The organism is Desulfopila inferna (assembly GCF_016919005.1).
GTDB lineage: Bacteria > Desulfobacterota > Desulfobulbia > Desulfobulbales > Desulfocapsaceae > Desulfopila_A > Desulfopila_A inferna.
The window spans coordinates 607524-625452 of sequence record NZ_JAFFQE010000003.1 but is presented as its reverse complement, the minus strand read 5'-3'; the positions used below and the strand labels follow the sequence as shown (position 1 = coordinate 625452).

The following is a 17929-nucleotide window of genomic DNA, read 5'->3' as shown; positions in this document are numbered from 1 at the left end:
TTCCAGGACCTTGGTGGGACAGAACTTGACGCAAATGCCGCAGCCTTTGCACCAGTCCCGATTGATAACAAGCTCTTTAAGTTTCTGCTTGGCCATGTATGTCCTCTTGGCGTTATTGTTCCCTAAATGTTTATTTAATAAAAAAAAAGATGAAAATGCAAATAATGGTTGTTGCGGCAATGCTCGCTTGGCCTTTCAGTAGGTGGTTTGCGGTATTTTGTCAATAACTACCGGCCCGCTGCGGCCGATGGCTCAGGCTTGCCTCTGAGGTTGAAAAAGAAAAGCATGCCAAAGAGCAGAGCAGCAATCAGATGGACATAGAGAGATGCCGGCCACAGCATGGCAGCGGCCAGTACCAGGGCAAACAGGCGCAACGGCAGGCTAAGCCGATTTTCCAGGCAACCCTGCAGTGCGCCGGAAAAGGCATAGAGGCCGATGAGGGCGAAAATGAAAATTTCCATAACTTCATACCAGCTGCCACCGATCAGCGGAGTATAGGCGAACAGCAGGGGAACGATGTAGATTCCTTTGGCGATTTTCCAGGCTTCCAGGCCGGTAGTCATCGGTTGGGTCTTGGCAATGGCGGCCGCGGTAAAGGCCGTCAGGCAGACCGGCGGGGTGACGTTGCTGTCCTGGCTGAGCCAGAAGATAATCATATGGGCCGAGAGCAGCACAGAGGTCGAGACTTCGGGGCTGATGCCGAGGTCCCGTATTGTTCCGGCGAGATTCAAAGGTACCTCGGAGAGCAGCCGACGTGCCTCCTCCAGCGACATCGGCTGATTGAGCATCTCCATCTTGTCGGGAGCAGCCAGCATAAATACGGTCTTTGCCTCTTCGGAAAGCATTCCTTTTGAGAGAATCTCGACGAGTTGGGCATCGGCAATGAGATTGTAGAGGGCGGGTGCGGATAAGGTGCCAAGGACGATATAGGCAGCTGTTACCGGCAGTCCCATCCCCAGCACCAGCGAGGCCAGGGCAATGAGGATCAGGGCAATGAGCAGACTCGAACCTGCCCAGTTGGTTATCATCAGGGAAAAGGTGTTGCCGATGCCTGCCGTGGCAATAACATTGACGATGAGTCCGACACTGCAGAGCAAAATTGCGGTCATCACCATATTCCGGGCACCCAGTGCCAGAGCATCCATGATTGCCCTGACTCCCATGCGGTTTGGGGTGATCCAGGAAGAGACGATAACGGCCAGAATGGAGATACCCGCAGCATAGGTTGGAGTAAAGCCATAGACCAGCAAACCGATGAGTGTTGCTATCGGCAGCAGGAAGGGGAGGCCGCCTTCCTTGAGAACATCGATCAGTTTCAGCTGTTCATCGTCAATCACTGAGATGTTGATGCGCTTGGCCTCCACCCGCACAAAAAAGCCGACCGTGGCAAAATAGAGAATGGCAGGGAGGATAGAGACCGCCACGATGGTTGTGTAGGGAATCTGAGTGTAGCTGGCCATCACGAATGCGCCGGCTCCCATTATCGGCGGCATGAGCTGGCCACCGGTGGACGCGGCGGCTTCTACTCCGGCGGCGAATTTAGCTTTAAATCCTGCCTTCTTCATTAAGGGAATGGTGATAACTCCCGTCGAGGCGGTGTTGGCAACAGCCGATCCAGAAATAGTTCCGGTCAGCCCGGAGGCAAAAACGGCAACAAGTCCCGGACCGCCCGCGGTTTTACCGGCCACGGCCCGGGCCAGATTGACTACAAAATCGCCTGCTCCGGAGCGCAGCAGAAAGGCACCGAAGAGGATAAACATGAAAACAAAGGAAGACGATATCAGGGCAATGTTGCCAAAAAGTCCATCGTCTCCATAGATCGAACGGAAGAGAATGGTCTCTGCGGTGAGGCCGCTGAATTTAAAGACGCCGCTGAGCAGGCTGCCCCACCAGCTTACATAGGTGAGGGAGAGAATGATGAGTATGGGGATGATCCAGCCCGTCGTTCTCCTGGTAAATTCTATAGCGGAGAGGATCAGGAGGATTCCGGCAAACCATTCAATCAGGGAGAGGTGGACGCCGCGGGCATAGATGGCATCTTCCATGGCAATCATATAAATGGCGGCAATAGCGGCAAGTATTCCCGGGAGAACATCGAAGAGTAGGATTCCGCGAGCCCCTTTTCTCAGGAAGAAAGGATAGACCAGAATGCAGAGCAGGGAAAAACCGGAATAATGCAGGGCGTTTTGCCAGAGACTTGGAATCACATCGACTATATTGAAGTAGATGTGCATCAGCGAGACGGCTATACCCAGAAAATAGATGGTCTTTTCGGTACAACCGCGAGGGGCGGCGAAGTCGTTTCGTGGGTTCTCCAAAGTAATTCGTGCTCCTGGTGTGAAAGGTATCCCCGGCTATATCGTTGCAGTATCGTAAATATTCAGAAATGAGCAAAAAAACAGTAGCTTACCTTGAACTGTAACAATTCAGCAGTGCTCCAGATGTACGCAAGCAGCCTGGGAAACTATAGTACGCCTATGTTCTCGGGCTGATCGCTTGCAGATGGGGTGCTGCTGAATAGTTACGCAGTATCTGCACCTCATCTTTCGGCAGATCTCCTGGTTGAGGATATCTGCCGAAACAGCAAAAAGAGAATTACCTTCGGGCTTACCTGGCAATCAGATGATCGGGAACTTCAAGTCCCACTTCCTGATAATATTTCAGGGCACCGGGATGGAGAGGCATGGGCAGTCCGGCAAGAGCCTTCTCTATACTCATCACACTGGTGGCTTTATGAATGGCATTGAGAAAAGGCAGATTTTCATAAAGAGTTTTGGTAATCAGGTAAACGGCCTCCTCGTCAATGTCGGCACGCACCGCCAGAAAATTCGGTTGGGCGACGGTATTGACGTCTTTTTCCTGATTTGGATAAGTGCCCGCAGGAATGACATAACGGGTCCAGAGATTAAGGCCGCCATCCGCTTTTTTGAGCTGGTCGTCGGTAAAATCGAGAATTACGGCATCATCGCCCATGGCTGCAAGAGCCCTGGTCACAGCACCTGTGGGAACACCTGCCGGTGTACTCATTGCTGAAATCTGTCCATTCTGCAAAGCATCGGCGCTTGGGCCATAGCCGACATAAACAAGGTCAAAAGCTTTTTCAGCATCGATTCCCAGATTGCCCAGCAGGGTCAGGTTCGAGCCCAGTGTGCCGGAATTTTTCTTGCCGAGGGCCACCCGCTCACCTTTGAAAAGTTCCATATCGGCAACCGTGCCTGATTTGACCTTGGAAGAGAGAGCGGTGAACTGCTCTACGTTCTGCCACAGCATGGAAACCGAGCGCAGTTCTTTCTGGGGACCTTCCTGCTCCAGCGGTCCTTTGCCGTTCCAGGCATAGTAACCATACAACCCCTGAAGGATTGCAAACTGCACTTCATTGTCGCGAAGCAGTTTGATATTTTCCCCGGAGCCGGCGGAGTTGATAGCCGACATGCCGATTTTCATGGTGGGCTGCAGCTTGACTTTGGTTAGAGTGGAGATGGCAACACCTACCGGATAGTAAGTTCCGCCGGTACTTGCCGTGGCAAGAAGATAGTTCTTTTCTTCCAGTGCCTGGGCCGAACCGCCAAAGAGAATACCAGCGGTTATAATGGCCGCAGTGAAGCCCTTCATGTACGATTGTAATTTCATACGAATCTCCTTTTCATTATTGAATGATTACCTTCATCGGGAAAAGCCGATGTCATACGTGCTGCCGTAGGATAAAAGGAATGGCTATTTATGTATTATTATAAGACGGTTTCTCGAAATATGGCGTTCGATTTCGATGATTTCAAGGATCTTAACCAAATGCTTCTCTTGCTTAGAAAGCGGAGAAACACAACATTGTTCAAGGCTGGGGAGTAAACTTTGTTGTAATCTCCCCATCAACCATGATATCTTCTCGGTGAGCTTCATGCTGATTCTCCTGTTGTATTTGTTGGCCAAACAAAATATATCAGAAAATCACATCAAGCTAAATTATTTCAGAATGTTACGTTGTTTTTTTTTCTAGCTTTTCCCCGATCCACCTTCAGTCCCCACCATAGAGTTTTGCAAGAGGCTCATAATATAGTTTAATATAAGTGATTATTATTTTACAACCTTTTAAAACAAGCGGCAGTTGCAGCCCGCTGCGGAGCGGATGACGGTGTCGTTTGTCCGCCAAGGATTTGTGCCTCTTCCCTTCACTGATTTTACAGGAAGGCCGAAGAGATTGAACCGGCAGCCGTGGGAAAAGAGAAGGTACATTTGTCATGTACTTTTTTTGGAGAAAAGGCTAGTATTTAATCGTCTTTAGAAGGGGAAGTCGCAAGATTATTGCGATGCTAAAACAACGGGCGGGAGAGACCTGCCCGGTCAATGAAATTCTTTCAGATGAACTCTCATGGCCCGGGATATAAAAAATGAACTGGCGTCTCTGGATATCGGAAGCCAGATTAGATACTTACGTAACCAGCGGGATCTCACCTTGCAGGAGTTGTCCGATCTTACCGGTCTGTCGAAGCCGAATCTTTCCCAGATAGAAAACAATATCGTCACGCCGCCAATTGCCACATTGCTGAAGATATCCAGTGCTCTGGGCGTTCCTATCGGCACTTTTTTCCAGAAAACGAATCAGGATTCCAATATGGTAGTAGTCCGCAAAGAAGACCGCTACGGTATTGCCAAGGGACCGCATATCTCTCATATAGGCTACCAGTATGAACCGTTGGCTTATCCCAAGGCGGATAAGAATATGGAGCCATTTATAGTACATATGGAAGAGCGTCAGCCTGATGATATCGTCTTCAATAATCATAAAGGGGAAGAATTCCTGTTTGTACTCGATGGAGAGCTTGAGTTCCGATACGGCGATAATCTTGTTGTGCTGCATGAAGGCGACAGCCTTTACTTTGATTCCTCCACTCCCCACGGCTATCGCGGCATTAACGGTACTGTAAAAACTCTGGTGGTGATATACAGGCCGAAGTAGGCCGCCCTTCCTTCTTATCCGAAGAAGACTCTTCTCCACATATCTTTTCGTCGGTTTTCACGGCGTTGTCTCGATTTACTGATTTACTCTTACTGAAAAATAGTTTTTGCGTATTAAGTGATTTTGTCGGTAGTATGGCCGTCAAGTTGCTCTCAGTAGGTGGAAAAATAGCTTGACTGCTACTGATTTTCTCTGGTATCCTGAGTTAAGTAAAAATAAAAAAAGTTTGATCATAAATAAACCTTACTTTTTGAAAAACTACCAAACGATCAGCAATAAATTATTGGTATTCATAACGTATTGTTGGTTTCCCACCTGGTTGTACTGCCTGAGGGGTGGCATTATGGCGAAACCGAAGGGACTGGTTGTGATAACCGTCGATCGCTGCAAAGGGTGCAAGCTATGTGCCGAAGCATGTCCTACAGGCATAATCTTTATGGACGGTACTGTTATCAATATCAAAGGATATCAGCCTGCTGCCATCAAGAATATGGCGGGATGTATCGCCTGCGGCTACTGCGCCATGGTTTGTCCGGATGTCGCTATTTCCGTTGAACGGCTTGACGGATAAGGAGGGAGAATGGCAAAGAATCTCATGAAGGGCAACGAAGCCCTTGCCATGGCGGCAATTGAGGCTGGGTGTACTCACTTCTTCGGGTATCCGATAACCCCCCAGAACGAAATTCCTGAATATCTGGCCAGGGAGTTGCCTGCTCACGACGGCATTTTTCTGCAGGCTGAAAGTGAACTGGCAGCCATCAACATGGTCTACGGAGCCGCAGCGGCCGGAGCCAGAGCTCTGACCACTTCATCTTCCCCCGGTATCGCCCTGATGCAGGAAGGATTGTCTTTGCTTGCCGCCGCGGAAATGCCCTGCGTCGTTGTCAATGTGCAGCGCGGTGGCCCGGGGATTGGCGGTATCCAACCCTCTCAGGCGGACTACTATCAGATGACCAGGGGGGGAGGCAACGGCGACTATCGCATTCCTTCCCTTGCTCCGGCCTCGGTGCAGGAATCGGCGGAAATGATGCTGGAGGCCTTCGAGATGGCGGACTACTACAGGACACCGGTTTTTATCGTTAGCGACGGTGTCCTTGGTCAAATGATGGAGCCCGTGGAATTGACAGGTATTTCTCCCAGAAAATTGCCTGCAAAAGACTGGAAGGTGACCGGGCACGGCAACAGCAGAGCACCTCGCACCATAAAAACCCTGGTCCTGGTCGCGGAACTTCTGGAAGAGATCAATCTCAGGCTGCAGGAAAAATATCGCCGCATCGAAAAAGAGGAGCGGCGCTGGGAAGAATATAAAATGGAAGGTGCCGAGATAGTGATGGTAGCTTACGGCACCACTTCGCGCATAGTAAAAAATGCCATTGATCTCCTGGATGGAGAAATAGCGGTTGGTCTTATTCGGCCTCAAACCCTCTGGCCCTTTCCCGTGCAGCCGTTTCGGGCGCTGCCGCAAAGCTGCACCGGGATACTCTGTGTCGAGATGAGCTGCGGCCAGATGATCGACGATGTCCGGCTTGCCGTCAACGGCAGGATGGAGGTTGATTTCTATGGACGGGTCGGGGGGGTGATACCCGCTCCGCAGGAAATTGCCGAGGCAATACGCAAATGCAGGGGGAGGGTTGCGGTATGACCGTCATATTCCAAAGAACCAAAGGGTTGACCGACAAAGATACCCATTATTGTCCCGGCTGCAATCATGGCACGATTCATCGTCTTGTTGCCGAAGCCCTGGTTGAACTCGATCTTTTAGGCGAAACCATCGGCTGTGCTGCTGTGGGCTGCTCGATTCTTTCCTATAATTACCTCAATGTGGATATGGTGGAATGCGCCCATGGACGCGCCCCTGCTGTTGCCACCGGCATCAAGCGGGTTCAGCCCGGCAAGACGGTTTTTACCTATCAGGGAGATGGCGATCTGGCTTCGATCGGCACCGCCGAGATAGTTCATGCAGCTCATCGGGGGGAAAAGATAACCGTTATTTTTGTTAATAATGCCACCTTCGGCATGACCGGCGGCCAGATGGCGCCGACAACGCTCGTCGGCCAGAAGGTGACCACTGCCCCCGAAGGCCGTGATGCGGAGCATTGCGGTATGCCCCTTAAGATTTCGGAAATGCTCGCCCAGATCCCCGGTTCCGCCCACATCGAACGAGTCTCGGTTCATGATCCCAAGGCGGTTCGCCAGGCGGGGAAGGCAATAAGAAAGGGATTTCAAATGCAGACGGAAAGAAGAGGATTCTCCCTGATCGAAGTCCTCTCCACCTGTCCGACCGGCTGGGGGTTGAGTCCTGTCGAGGCTGTCAAATGGCTGGAGGAAAATATGATTCCGTACTATCCGCTGGGTGTCTACAAAACCGTGGAGGTGGAGTAATGATGGACGAAAAAGTAATCTGCGCAGGATTTGGCGGCCAGGGCGTGATGTCCATGGGGCAGCTGCTTGCCTATGCCGCAATGATCGAAGGCAAAAATGTTACCTGGATGCCATCTTACGGTCCCGAGATGCGCGGGGGCACGGCCTATTGCTGCGTAATGATTTGCGACAGGCCTGTTGGCTCTCCCGTTATTGCAAACGATGCCGGCTGCTCAATTGTTATGAACCTTCCCTCGCTGCGGAAGTTTGAGAAATCTCTGGTTGCCGGAGGATATCTGCTGGTCAACAGCTCCATGATCGACGAGAGAAGCGAGAGGGATGATGTGCATGAGTACTATATACCTGCAGATGAGCTGGCAATGGAATGCGGCAATCGCCGGGTCGCCAACATGATCATGCTGGGAGCATATCTGGAGATCAGCAGAGCGGTACAGCCGGAAAATGTGATGGAGGCGTTTAAAAAGGTGTTCGGAGAGAAGGCGGAGAAACTCCTTCCTCTGAACCGTGAGGCTCTGAGGAAAGGGATGGAATATGCAGCGATCCTGGATGCGTCCTCGAGAGAACAGAATTCCGGGTTTATGGAGGCTGCGCAAACGGCACTATAAAAAGTGAAAAAATTAGAGAATGGCATGAATAAATTTACCGAATTGCAGGTGGATGGATACGAAAGGGTTGTGCGTTGCGACAACCTGGAAGTCGGTTTTACCGCCTGGGTGGCCGTTCATGACACCACCCTGGGGCCGGCTCTTGGAGGATGTCGTGTCTGGAAATATGACAGCGACGAGGCCGCCCTGACTGATGCCCTGCGGCTCAGCAGGGGCATGACCTATAAAAATGCACTGGCCAGGCTCGAACTGGGCGGCGGCAAAGCCGTGGTGCGCACGGATCTTGCCGCGGTTGATCGAGCAGAGCTCTTTACTCAATTCGGCAGGTTTGTCGAACATCTTGACGGAGTGTATATTACCGCCGAGGATGTCAATTCCACCCTCGCGGACATGGAAATCGTGCAGAGGGAAACCGAACATGTCGCCACTGTGGGAGGCAGTGGAAATCCCAGTCCTTTTACCGCCTATGGCGTATATTGCGCCATCAGGGCGTGCGTCCGGCAGAAACTGCACAGGGATGATCTTGACGGGCTCACCGTTGCCCTGCAGGGGGTCGGTGAAACCGGCGGCAGGCTGGCGGAGATGCTCTTCAAGGCTGGCTGCAGGATCATTGCCGCGGACATCAATCCCGTTAATTTGCGAAATCTTCAAAAAAAGATAGATTTTGAGCAGGTCGAGGCAGAGCAGATATTAGAGGTGGAGAGTGACATCTTCTCTCCCTGCGCTCTCGGAGGAATTCTCAACGACGAAACGATTTCCCGGCTGCGCTGCGCAATCGTAGCGGGAAGCGCCAATAATCAACTGCTGCAGGAAGAAGACGGGGAGAAAATTCGGCGTAGGAATATTCTATATGCTCCTGATTATGCGGTCAATGCCGGCGGCGTCATTAATATCAGTTGCGAGATGGAAGCTACCTATGATGCCGAGATGGCAAGGAAAAAAACCGAGGTGATCGGCGAAACACTAACAGAGATCATCGAACTCTCGGAAAGAGAAGGATTGGCGACCAACATCATCGCCAATAGAATTGCTGAAGAGATCATTGCCGCAAAAAAAACAGACGGCCAAGGTGCCGGAGAACATCAGCTGATAAAAACCAAAAGCCATCAGGAAACCGCCGCAGGAATAAATCGGGCTTAAGTCCCGCAGCAGTCTCTTGCACTTATTTTTTCAGCAGATCGGTACTGAGATACCTTTCACCAGTGTCGGGAAGAACAACAATAATATTTTTCCCTTTGCTTTTACTTCTTTTTGCTATTTCCAGTGCGGCATGGCAGGCGGCTCCCGATGAAATTCCGCAAAAAACACCTTCGAGACGGGCAAGCATTCGGGCCATTTCAATGGCGTCTTCATTGCTGACAGTCACTACCTCGTCGATGATGTCCCTGTTCAGGATTTGCGGAATGAAGCCTGCTCCAATGCCCTGAATTTTATGGGGGCCCGGTTTTCCACCCGAGAGAACGGGAGAGTTTGCCGGTTCGACGGCCACGGACAGCATGGCCGGGTTCCTTTGCTTGATAACCTCGGATACTCCGGTAATGGTGCCTCCGGTGCCGACTCCAGCCACAAAAATATCAACCTTGCCGTCGCTGTCCCGCCAGATTTCCTCGGCCGTTGTGCGCCTGTGTACCTCCGGATTGGCAGGATTCTCAAACTGATTCGGCATAAATGAATTGGGGGTCTCGGCAATGATCTTCCGGGCGGCGGCGATGGCGCCGTTCATACCGTCGGCCGCCGGAGTCAGGACAAGCTCTGCCCCGAGATGCTGCAGCATCTGTCTTCTTTCGATGCTCATGGATTCCGGCATGGTGAGCACGAGTTTGATGCCTTTGCTGGCACAGACAAAGGCCAGGCCAAGCCCGGTATTGCCGCTGGTGGGCTCAACCACCAGAGTTTCGCTGTTGATTTTGCCCTGATGTTCCGCCGCCCCGATCATGGAGACTGCAATCCGGCACTTGACGCTGCCCATGGGGTTGCGGGATTCCTGCTTGCCCAGAATTATCGCCCCCGTCCGCCGGGACAGGGTATGTAATTGGAGCAGCGGGGTATTGCCGATGGTTGCTGTAATGGCTGATGACATGAGATTTGCCTCCTGTGCTATTTTTTTTCTGCAGATATTGACCAGGAGTTGCTCTGGTTTTAAAAGAGAAGATCGCGTTCCGGGAGTTATCCCATTTTACCAGGAGTGTCTTTTTGCGAGCCTGCATATATAAGCTCCGGTTTCTTTAAGAGTACCTTGGTGCCGGGGGCAACACTCTCCGTCAACCAGATATTACCGCCAATTACAGAACCTTCTCCGATTATGGTGTCGCCTCCGAGAACAGTGGTGTTCGAATAAATGATAACATTGTCCTCTATGGTTGGATGGCGCTTTTGCTTGTAGAGTTTCTCACCCGCATCCCGCGGCAGAGAGAGTGCGCCCAGAGTTACCCCCTGATAGAGACGAACACCCTTGCCGATAATCGTTGTTTCTCCAATAACCACGCCCGTTCCGTGATCGATAAACAGTCCTGGACCTATGGTGGCTCCGGGATGGATGTCGATCCCCGTCTGGCCATGAGCGTATTCGGTCATGATCCTGGGAATTATTGGAACCTCGAGCATAAAAAGTTCATGCGCCAGGCGAAAAACGGAGGTCGCCAGCAAACCGGGATAGCAGAAGATAACCTCATCGGGGCTCTTGGTGGCTGGATCGCCGGCCAGTGTGGCATGAATATCGGCAGTCAGCAATGCCGTCACCTCAGGCAGCCTTTCGATGAAGGTGAAGGCAATTCTGTGGCTCAACTCGTCGCAATTCGTGCAGGGAAGCTCGTTGCGCCGGCAATTATGACGAATCGCCATGCTGATCTGTTCAACCAGCATCTCGTAAAGATCGGTTGTTTCCTGGCCGATAAAATATTCCAGATTGGACTGGTGCAGCTTTACTTTGGTGAAGTATCCCGGAAAAAGTATGGACCGTGCTTTTTCAATGATTGCGGCAATGGCTCCATCGGAGGGAAGCGCTACGGGACTGATATGGTTGAAATGCTCTTCATTCTTCCACGAATCAACCAGCTTTTTTACCACCGGTGGAATTTTGCTGTGCTGACTGGTGACGGTTTCCCCTTCGGTATTGCAGATTTCACTCAGTGACTGGATGATATTTTTTCTGTTTTCAGTGTATTCAGACATTGTCGTTGCTTGTGCTGTTAGGGTTTTCCGGTGTTTTTTTCTATGGTAAAGATTCCATAGGTAGCACGCAGGTTGGTGAAATAATGTACTCTTTTTCCAGTTAAGTCATGGTGATGCGTATTGATAGCCACCTCTTTGACGATACGGTAACCGACATCGCGGGCGAATTTACGGAAATCCTTCAGGGTAATGACTCTGATATTTGGTGTGTCATACCACGAATAGGGCAATTGCTCGTTTTTTGGGGCTACGCCTTTGAGGAGAAGCTGCAGCCGGATGGAGAGATGGCTGAAGTTGGGAAAGCTGACCACAACTTTTTTTCCGATTCTTGCCAGGGAATGAAGCAGCCGTGCCGGCTCGTAGACCTGCTGCAAAGTCTGGCTCAGAATAACATAGTCGAATGATCCGTCGGGGTAGTCCTCAACTTCTTCGTTGAAATCTCCTTGTAAAATCGTCAGCCCCCTGGCAATGCATTGTGCCGCCTTGTTCTGGTCATATTCGATGCCAGTCCCCCGCACACCTTTATTTGTAGTTAGCCAGGCCAGCAAGTCTCCGTTGCCGCATCCCAAATCGAGAACTTTGCAGCCGTCTTCAATCCAGGAACCGATGATCTGCAGATCATAACGCATTTTATCCGTTTCCGGCGATACCATCAAGAAATCCTCTTAAAATGTTCTGCAGGCGAATATCGGGAATCAAAAAGGCATCGTGACCGGCGTCTGCCTTGATCTCGCAAAAGCTCACATCCCGGCCGGCCCGCTTCAGGGCCTGCACCAGTTCTCTGGATTGGTAGGTTGGGTAAAGCCAGTCAGATGTGTAAGATATTACAAGATATTTGGCTTTGCTTCGGGAGAAATTACGGGCAGATTTTCCCGTTGAACCGTTGGTCAGGTCAAAATAGTCGGCGGCTTTGGTTATATAAAGCAGGGAGTTTGCGTCAAAGCGCTTGACGAATTTTGATCCCTGGTAGCGCAGATAGCTCTCCACCTCGAAATCAACACCGAATTCATAGGAAAAATCATTTTTATCCTGTAGCCTCCTGCCGAACTTACGGCGCATGGCCTCGTCCGAAAGATAGGTGACATGACCAACCATACGGGCAACAGCCAGGCCCATGCGTGGCGGGGTGCCGTCATAATAATTGCCCATGTTCCAGTGTGGATCCGCCATTATAGCCTGCCTGGCCACTTCATTGAAAGCAATGGCCATGGCGGAATGCTGCATGGTTGAAGCAATTGGGATAGCCGAGCGTACCATATACGGATAGCGGATACACCATTCGAGAACCTGCATGCCACCGACCGAACCGCCGATCACACAAAGCAGCCGGGTTATGCCAAGATGATCGATCAGCTGTTTTTGTGCCTTGACCATGTCACCAATGGTCACCATGGGAAAGTCAAGACCATAGGGTTTGCCCGTTTCCGGTTTGATCGAAGCGGGCCCGGTCGATCCCAGGCAACTGCCGAGAATATTGGAGCAGATCACAAAATATTTATTGGTATCTATTCCTTTTCCGGGTCCGACCACCGCATCCCACCAGCCCGGTTTTTTCCGCTCGCTGTCCTCTATATAATACCCTGCAGCATGTGAATCACCGGAAAAGGCGTGAGTCACCAGGATGGCATTGTCCGCGGCGGGTGACAATGTGCCGTAGGTTTCATAGGCGATGGTGACCGGTCCCAGTTTCGCACCGCTTTCCAGAACCAGAGATTCCGGCGGTTCGGCAAAGGTGAAAAATTGTTTTTCCACTATAAGAGGAGCGGATTCGGTTGCTGGAATTTCCTGATGCATGGCGATGTTGACGTTGCCTTTAGTACTGATTTTTATGATCTATATCTTAATATACAGCAGCAATACAGCTTATATACTTTTTGCCGTTTTGACCAGGGCCTGGTCGATATCGTCCCGTATGTCGTCAATATGCTCGATACCTATTGACAGCCTGATCAGGGATTCTGTTATTCCCGCGGCCTTCAGCTGCTCCGGGGAGAGTTGTGAGTGGGTTGTCGAGGCCGGATGAATGGCCAGCGACTTGGCATCTCCGACATTGGCCAGGTGAGATATCAGCTCGAGGCTCTCAATAAAAATCCGGCCCGCAGCCTGGCCTCCCCTGATACCGAAGGCAATCATGCCGCCGTAGCCGTTGTCCAGATATTTTTTGGCATTTTCATAACCGGGACAACCCGGCAGGCCAGGATAATTTACAAATTCCACCTGGGGATGATCTTGCAGATGTTCTGCAATGAGGAAAGCGTTTTCACAGTGCCGCTCCATGCGCAGCGCCAGTGTTTCGATACCCTGCAGAAAAAACCAGCAGTTGTCCGGAGATATGCAGGCGCCGAGATTTCGCAGCGGCACCAGGCGCATGCGCAGGGCGAATGCCACCGGATTCAGATCTCCAAGGTCATGGGCGTAGCGGAGACCGTGGTAGGAGGGATCCGGCTCGTTATAGAGCGCGAATCTGGAGTCGGTCCAGTCGAAATTACCGGCATCCACAACAACTCCGCCCAGAGCGGTGCCATGCCCTCCGATCCATTTTGTCAGTGAATGAACGACGACATCGGCACCATATTCAATCGGCCTGAACAGGCATGGCGGGGTGAAGGTGGAATCGACCACCAGCGGTAGGTGATGTTTTTGAGCAATGGTCGCCACCGCTTCGATATCGATCATGTTCAGACCGGGATTACCGATGGTTTCGCAATAGATCACCCGCGTCTTTTCGGTAATGGCTTTCTCGAAATTTGCCGGGTCCTCGGGATCGACCAGATGAACCTTGATGCCGAGCTGGGAGAGTATCGAGTCAAACTGTGACAGGGTGCCGCCATAGAGATTATTGGCAGAAACAACCTCATCACCCTGTCTGCAGATATTGATGATTGTGTAGAAAATCGCGGAAGTCCCCGAAGAGAGCGCCAACGCGGCAGCGCCTCCCTCAAGGGAGGCAATGCGTTGTTCCAGGATATCCTGAGTGGGGTTGCCTATTCTGGTGTAGATGTTGCCAAGTTCCTGAAGAGCAAAAAGCCTGGCGGCATGCTCCGTATCTTTAAAAACATAGGAACTGGTGCGATAAACGGGCACCGCACGTGACAGGGTTTCCCTGTCAACAGTATGACCGGCATGAAGGGCCTGGGTCTCGAATTTCATATGTCCTCTCCTGTTACATTGACTGTGTAAATTACTGCTCCTGTTTTTCCATATCCTGCTTGAGTTGATCAACGAATTCCCGGATGGAGTTTCCGCTGCCCGTTGTGGCCCCCGGATTGATTTTGAGAAGATTTTCCCATGAAGTAATGGCCCCCTGAGGGTCATTGAGATCGTAGAGAAGAACAATTCCCTTGTTGATCCGGGAAATCTCGTGGCTGGGGTCAACTTCAATAGCCTGGTTGAAAGCTTCAATGGCTTTATCCGGCTGTTTGTTGCGTCGATACATAACCCCCAGATCAGTCCAGACATCGGGATTATCCGGTTGGAACTCCAGCGACCGCTGATAGGCATTGACGGCCTTCTCGTACTGGGAGGTATCGAAGTAGAGGTTGCCCAGCTGGGCCCAGGCCTGGAAGTTCTCGGGATCGGCGGCAACATCTTCTTCCAGATGAGCTATGTGCTGGGCCTGCTCTTCGGCTATCTGTGATTGCCCGGTGACGGCCGGAGTGTCGGATGGTACGGTTTTGTAAACCGCAAAAGCGGCGCCACTGATAAATCCGGCAACAAATGCCAAAACAATATAAATAATTACAGAATCTTTCCCAGGTGCTTTCTTTGCTGGCTTTGTGTTGGACATGGGTTTTCCTTGAGTGGTAAGATGATGGATATCGTTATGTATCCCTCGTCCATTCTGTTATGCCACATTGTGGCACATCTGTGAATATATTGCATTCACAAAATGAAGAACAGTGGATAACGTGTAGCTGTAAATATTCAGGCTGATCCGTATTATTTGGCCAACCACCTGTCTGTAACTGTTTAGTACCTTACTTCCCAAAAAACGAAACATAAAACGAGAAAATGGAAACTGTCTTAAAAGACGTCAACTTACATATGTGGCCAAGGTACTTATCCAGCTCAGCTGGGTTAGAGGTAAGCACCCTGACGGGTATAAACTCCGACTCCGGGTGTGCTGCTGAATAGTTACGTGTAGCTATAATCTGTGAACTACTAATTATAGGTCGTCTTTGTCAAAAGTGTAGTGGAGCATCTAAAAAATCCAATTACATAGAGAAGAACTGTGATGCAGCCGGTTCCCGCCGACGGCTCTATCAGTTTTTGAAAAAGGGAGAAAAAAGTATGGATGTGCAAAAAGATGGGACCATTCCGGCCGCTGAGATCGATCGTGCCTGGCCGAAGACATTTGATGATCATGCCGGGGATTCTATCAAAAGCAGTATAATTCATCATCTTTTAAGTTTTCAGGGCAGAGACCCCGAACGGTCCGGACCAAATGATATCAGTAAGGCCCTGGCCTATACCATTCGCGATATCATGGTAAAAAAATGGATCGATACGCAGAAGACCTTTTATGCCAAGGAAAAGAAGAGGGTCTATTACCTTTCTCTGGAGTTCCTCATCGGCAGATCAATGGATAACTGTCTCCTCAATCTGGGAATCCGCAACGAGGTGGAGGATGCTTTGCAGAGCATGGGCTGCACTCTCGAGGAAATTCTGGAAGAGGAAGAGGATGCGGCTCTCGGTAATGGGGGTTTGGGACGTCTGGCCGCCTGCTTCATGGACTCCATTGCTACTTTGAAGATTCCGGCTTATGGCTACGGAATTCGCTATGAGTACGGACTTTTTCTGCAGCAGCTTATCGACGGTTACCAGGTCGAGAGCCCGGATAACTGGCTTCGCTATGGAACTCCCTGGGAATTTCGTCGTCATTTACCGGTATTTTCCGTGAAATTTTATGGCAAGGTGCGGACCTATAAGGACCAGAAGGGCCACAATCGCTCGGAGTGGATAGATACCAAGGATGTCATGGCCGTTCCCTGCGACATGCTGGTGCCCGGATACGGCAACGATCATGTTATCAACATGCGGCTCTGGACAGCCCGGGCTTCGAGGGAGCTGGATCTCAAATATTTCAGCAGGGGAGATTATATCGGTGCGGTCGAATCGAAGGTGAGCTCGGAGACAATATCGAAGGTACTCTATCCGCCGGATCACAATTTCGCCGGCCAGGAATTGCGGCTCAGGCAGCAATACTTTTTCGTGGCCGCTACCTTTCAGGATATTCTCAGGCGCTATCGCAAGAAGAACACGACATTCGATAAATTTCCCGACCTGGTGGCCGTGCAGTTGAATGATACCCATCCGGCCATAGCCATCCCGGAACTGATGCGGCTGCTGCTTGACGACGAGGGGCTGAGCTGGGATAAGGCCTGGGATATTTCGGTGCGGACCTTTGCCTACACCAACCATACGTTGATGCCGGAGGCCCTGGAAAAATGGAGTGTTGAGCTTATGGGGCATGTTCTCCCCCGTCATCTGGAAATTATCTACGAGATCAACAAACGTTTTCTCGATCTTATAGGTCTGAAATTTCCGGGTGACAATCATAAGCTGCAGGATATGTCGATAATCGAGGAAGGGCATGTAAAAATGGTGCGGATGGCGCATCTTGCCATTATCGGCAGCCACTCCGTCAACGGAGTGGCGGAGCTGCATACCAAGCTCCTGAAAGAAAAAATCTTTAAAAACTTCGATAATCTTTATCCCACAAAATTCAACTCGAAAACAAATGGAATAACCCCCCGCCGCTGGCTGCTGCAGTGTAATCCCAAACTGGCGGAGCTGATCAGCAGTCGCATAGGCGAGGGCTGGATCACAGACCTCAATAAACTGCACGCCATAGAAGGATATGTCGAGGATAAGCAGTTTCGCTCAACCTGGGAAAAGGTGAAGCTGGACAACAAGGCTCGTCTGGCTGAATATATCAATGAAAAATGCTTAATCACGGTGCAGCCGGAAACCATGTTCGATGTGCAGGTAAAAAGAATTCACGAGTATAAACGACAGCTGCTCAACGCCCTGCATGTGATTCATCTTTATCAGAGGCTGGTGCGCCGAGCTGATGATGAGACTCCTGCGCGCACCGTCATCTTTGCCGGAAAAGCGGCGCCGACGTATTGGAAGGCCAAGAGAATTATCAAGCTTATTACCTCCATAGCGGCAATGGTCAATCATGATCCCCGTATAAAAAACAAACTCAAAGTAGTCTTTCTACCTAATTATAATGTATCCCAGGCAGAGATCATTATGCCGGCCGCGGACCTGTCTGAACAGATTTCCACTGCCGGAACCGAGGCTTCCGGTACCGGTAATATGAAATTTTCACTCAACGGGGCATTGACCATCGGAACACTCGATGGCGCCAACATCGAGATCCGTGAAGAGGTGGGCGTTGAAAACTTTTTCATTTTCGGCCTGAATGCCGATGAAGCCGAATATGAACGGCTCAATCCGGGTCGCACTCCACACGAAATCTGCGAACATCGTCCGGATATCGGAGCGGTCATCGAAGCCTTGAGCAACGGCGTCTTCAGCGGAGGAGACAGGGAGCTTTTCAAGCCATTGGTGGATTCGCTGCTCGATAAACACGATCCATATCTGGTCATGCGGGATTTTGAATCCTATCTGGAATGCCAGGAAAAGGTCGAGACCGCCTTTCTGGACAGGGAGAACTGGACCAGAAAAGCCATCCTCAATGTTGCCGGGATGGGGAAATTTTCAACGGATCGGACGATACGCCAGTATGCTGAAGAAATCTGGGGCGTACCACTGGAGGGATAGCGGAGAGGGTGACTGAAAGATATTG

At 50.8% G+C, this 17929-nt stretch carries 16 protein-coding genes; 7 read left to right on the top strand and 9 right to left on the bottom strand.

Features of this window, described 5'->3' with window-relative positions:
- The 3 genes from JWG88_RS22160 to JWG88_RS10935 form a co-directional block, all read right to left on the bottom strand.
- The coding region (locus JWG88_RS22160; RefSeq protein WP_205233796.1) for a 4Fe-4S binding protein at positions 1-96 on the bottom strand (96 nt) is incomplete at its 3' end.
- A 131-nt stretch (positions 97-227) separates the two neighbouring features.
- Positions 228-2318 (bottom strand): TRAP transporter permease, encoded by a 2091-nt coding sequence (locus tag JWG88_RS10940; RefSeq protein WP_205233763.1) that lies wholly within the window; start codon positions 2316-2318, stop codon positions 228-230.
- Positions 2319-2607: 289 nt separating this feature from the next.
- Positions 2608-3630: a TAXI family TRAP transporter solute-binding subunit gene (locus JWG88_RS10935; protein WP_205233762.1), complete on the bottom strand. Its 1023-nt coding sequence runs from the start codon at positions 3628-3630 to the stop codon at positions 2608-2610.
- A gap of 736 nt (positions 3631-4366) precedes the next feature.
- Between JWG88_RS10935 and JWG88_RS10930 the strand changes: the two genes are divergently transcribed.
- The 6 genes from JWG88_RS10930 to JWG88_RS10905 all read left to right on the top strand — a co-directional run bounded on the left by JWG88_RS10930 (position 4367) and on the right by JWG88_RS10905 (position 9081).
- Entirely contained in the window at positions 4367-4954 is a 588-nt protein-coding gene (locus tag JWG88_RS10930; protein ID WP_205233761.1) for a helix-turn-helix domain-containing protein, read from the top strand.
- Positions 4955-5297: 343 nt separating this feature from the next.
- A complete protein-coding gene (locus tag JWG88_RS10925) occupies positions 5298-5525 on the top strand; it encodes a 4Fe-4S binding protein (protein WP_205233760.1) in 228 nt (75 codons plus the stop codon).
- 9 nt (positions 5526-5534) lie between these two features.
- Positions 5535-6596 carry a 3-methyl-2-oxobutanoate dehydrogenase subunit VorB gene (gene vorB / locus JWG88_RS10920; protein ID WP_205233759.1) on the top strand — a complete coding sequence of 354 codons (1062 nt, stop codon included), beginning with the start codon at positions 5535-5537 and terminating at the stop codon, positions 6594-6596.
- Complete coding sequence (locus JWG88_RS10915; RefSeq protein ID WP_205233758.1) at positions 6593-7336, top strand: thiamine pyrophosphate-dependent enzyme; 744 nt, start codon at positions 6593-6595, stop codon at positions 7334-7336. Before vorB ends, JWG88_RS10915 begins: the two co-directional genes overlap by 4 nt.
- A complete protein-coding gene (locus JWG88_RS10910) occupies positions 7336-7941 on the top strand; it encodes a 2-oxoacid:ferredoxin oxidoreductase subunit gamma family protein (protein WP_240194381.1) in 606 nt (201 codons plus the stop codon). Before JWG88_RS10915 ends, JWG88_RS10910 begins: the two co-directional genes overlap by 1 nt.
- Before the next feature lie 24 nt (positions 7942-7965).
- Positions 7966-9081 carry a Glu/Leu/Phe/Val family dehydrogenase gene (locus JWG88_RS10905; protein ID WP_205233757.1) on the top strand — a complete coding sequence of 372 codons (1116 nt, stop codon included), beginning with the start codon at positions 7966-7968 and terminating at the stop codon, positions 9079-9081.
- A 22-nt stretch (positions 9082-9103) separates the two neighbouring features.
- On the opposite strand, the gene cysK is transcribed toward JWG88_RS10905, so the two are convergent.
- The 6 genes from cysK to JWG88_RS10875 all read right to left on the bottom strand — a co-directional run bounded on the left by cysK (position 9104) and on the right by JWG88_RS10875 (position 14899).
- On the bottom strand, positions 9104-10021 hold the full coding sequence (gene cysK / locus JWG88_RS10900; protein ID WP_205233756.1) for a cysteine synthase A: 918 nt from the start codon (positions 10019-10021) through the stop codon (positions 9104-9106).
- An 86-nt stretch (positions 10022-10107) separates the two neighbouring features.
- Positions 10108-11112, bottom strand: coding sequence for a serine O-acetyltransferase (locus JWG88_RS10895; protein WP_205233755.1), 1005 nt, complete (start codon positions 11110-11112; stop codon positions 10108-10110).
- A gap of 17 nt (positions 11113-11129) precedes the next feature.
- Positions 11130-11741, bottom strand: coding sequence for a methionine biosynthesis protein MetW (metW, locus tag JWG88_RS10890; protein WP_353740675.1), 612 nt, complete (start codon positions 11739-11741; stop codon positions 11130-11132).
- Position 11742: 1 nt separating this feature from the next.
- On the bottom strand, positions 11743-12906 hold the full coding sequence (gene metX / locus JWG88_RS10885; RefSeq protein WP_205233753.1) for a homoserine O-acetyltransferase MetX: 1164 nt from the start codon (positions 12904-12906) through the stop codon (positions 11743-11745).
- A gap of 69 nt (positions 12907-12975) precedes the next feature.
- Positions 12976-14262 carry an O-acetylhomoserine aminocarboxypropyltransferase/cysteine synthase family protein gene (locus tag JWG88_RS10880; RefSeq protein ID WP_205233752.1) on the bottom strand — a complete coding sequence of 429 codons (1287 nt, stop codon included), beginning with the start codon at positions 14260-14262 and terminating at the stop codon, positions 12976-12978.
- Positions 14263-14293: 31 nt separating this feature from the next.
- Positions 14294-14899 carry a tetratricopeptide repeat protein gene (locus JWG88_RS10875; RefSeq protein WP_205233751.1) on the bottom strand — a complete coding sequence of 202 codons (606 nt, stop codon included), beginning with the start codon at positions 14897-14899 and terminating at the stop codon, positions 14294-14296.
- Between the two features lie 503 nt (positions 14900-15402).
- Between JWG88_RS10875 and JWG88_RS10870 the strand changes: the two genes are divergently transcribed.
- On the top strand, positions 15403-17904 hold the full coding sequence (locus JWG88_RS10870) for a glycogen/starch/alpha-glucan phosphorylase (RefSeq protein ID WP_205233750.1): 2502 nt from the start codon (positions 15403-15405) through the stop codon (positions 17902-17904).
- Positions 17905-17929 lie beyond the last annotated feature (25 nt).

Excerpts from the sequence above, each read along its gene's own strand:
- JWG88_RS10935 (WP_205233762.1), bottom strand. The coding sequence starts at position 3,630 with ATGAAATTACAATCGTACATGAAGGGCTTCACTGCGGCCATTATAACC.
- JWG88_RS10930 (WP_205233761.1), top strand. The coding sequence starts at position 4,367 with ATGGCCCGGGATATAAAAAATGAACTGGCGTCTCTGGATATCGGAAGC.
- JWG88_RS10925 (WP_205233760.1), top strand. The coding sequence starts at position 5,298 with ATGGCGAAACCGAAGGGACTGGTTGTGATAACCGTCGATCGCTGCAAA.
- vorB (WP_205233759.1), top strand. The coding sequence starts at position 5,535 with ATGGCAAAGAATCTCATGAAGGGCAACGAAGCCCTTGCCATGGCGGCA.
- JWG88_RS10915 (WP_205233758.1), top strand. The coding sequence starts at position 6,593 with ATGACCGTCATATTCCAAAGAACCAAAGGGTTGACCGACAAAGATACC.
- JWG88_RS10910 (WP_240194381.1), top strand. The coding sequence starts at position 7,336 with ATGATGGACGAAAAAGTAATCTGCGCAGGATTTGGCGGCCAGGGCGTG.
- JWG88_RS10905 (WP_205233757.1), top strand. The coding sequence starts at position 7,966 with ATGAATAAATTTACCGAATTGCAGGTGGATGGATACGAAAGGGTTGTG.
- cysK (WP_205233756.1), bottom strand. The coding sequence starts at position 10,021 with ATGTCATCAGCCATTACAGCAACCATCGGCAATACCCCGCTGCTCCAA.
- JWG88_RS10895 (WP_205233755.1), bottom strand. The coding sequence starts at position 11,112 with ATGTCTGAATACACTGAAAACAGAAAAAATATCATCCAGTCACTGAGT.
- metW (WP_353740675.1), bottom strand. The coding sequence starts at position 11,741 with ATGCGTTATGATCTGCAGATCATCGGTTCCTGGATTGAAGACGGCTGC.
- metX (WP_205233753.1), bottom strand. The coding sequence starts at position 12,906 with ATGCATCAGGAAATTCCAGCAACCGAATCCGCTCCTCTTATAGTGGAA.
- JWG88_RS10880 (WP_205233752.1), bottom strand. The coding sequence starts at position 14,262 with ATGAAATTCGAGACCCAGGCCCTTCATGCCGGTCATACTGTTGACAGG.
- JWG88_RS10875 (WP_205233751.1), bottom strand. The coding sequence starts at position 14,899 with ATGTCCAACACAAAGCCAGCAAAGAAAGCACCTGGGAAAGATTCTGTA.
- JWG88_RS10870 (WP_205233750.1), top strand. The coding sequence starts at position 15,403 with ATGGATGTGCAAAAAGATGGGACCATTCCGGCCGCTGAGATCGATCGT.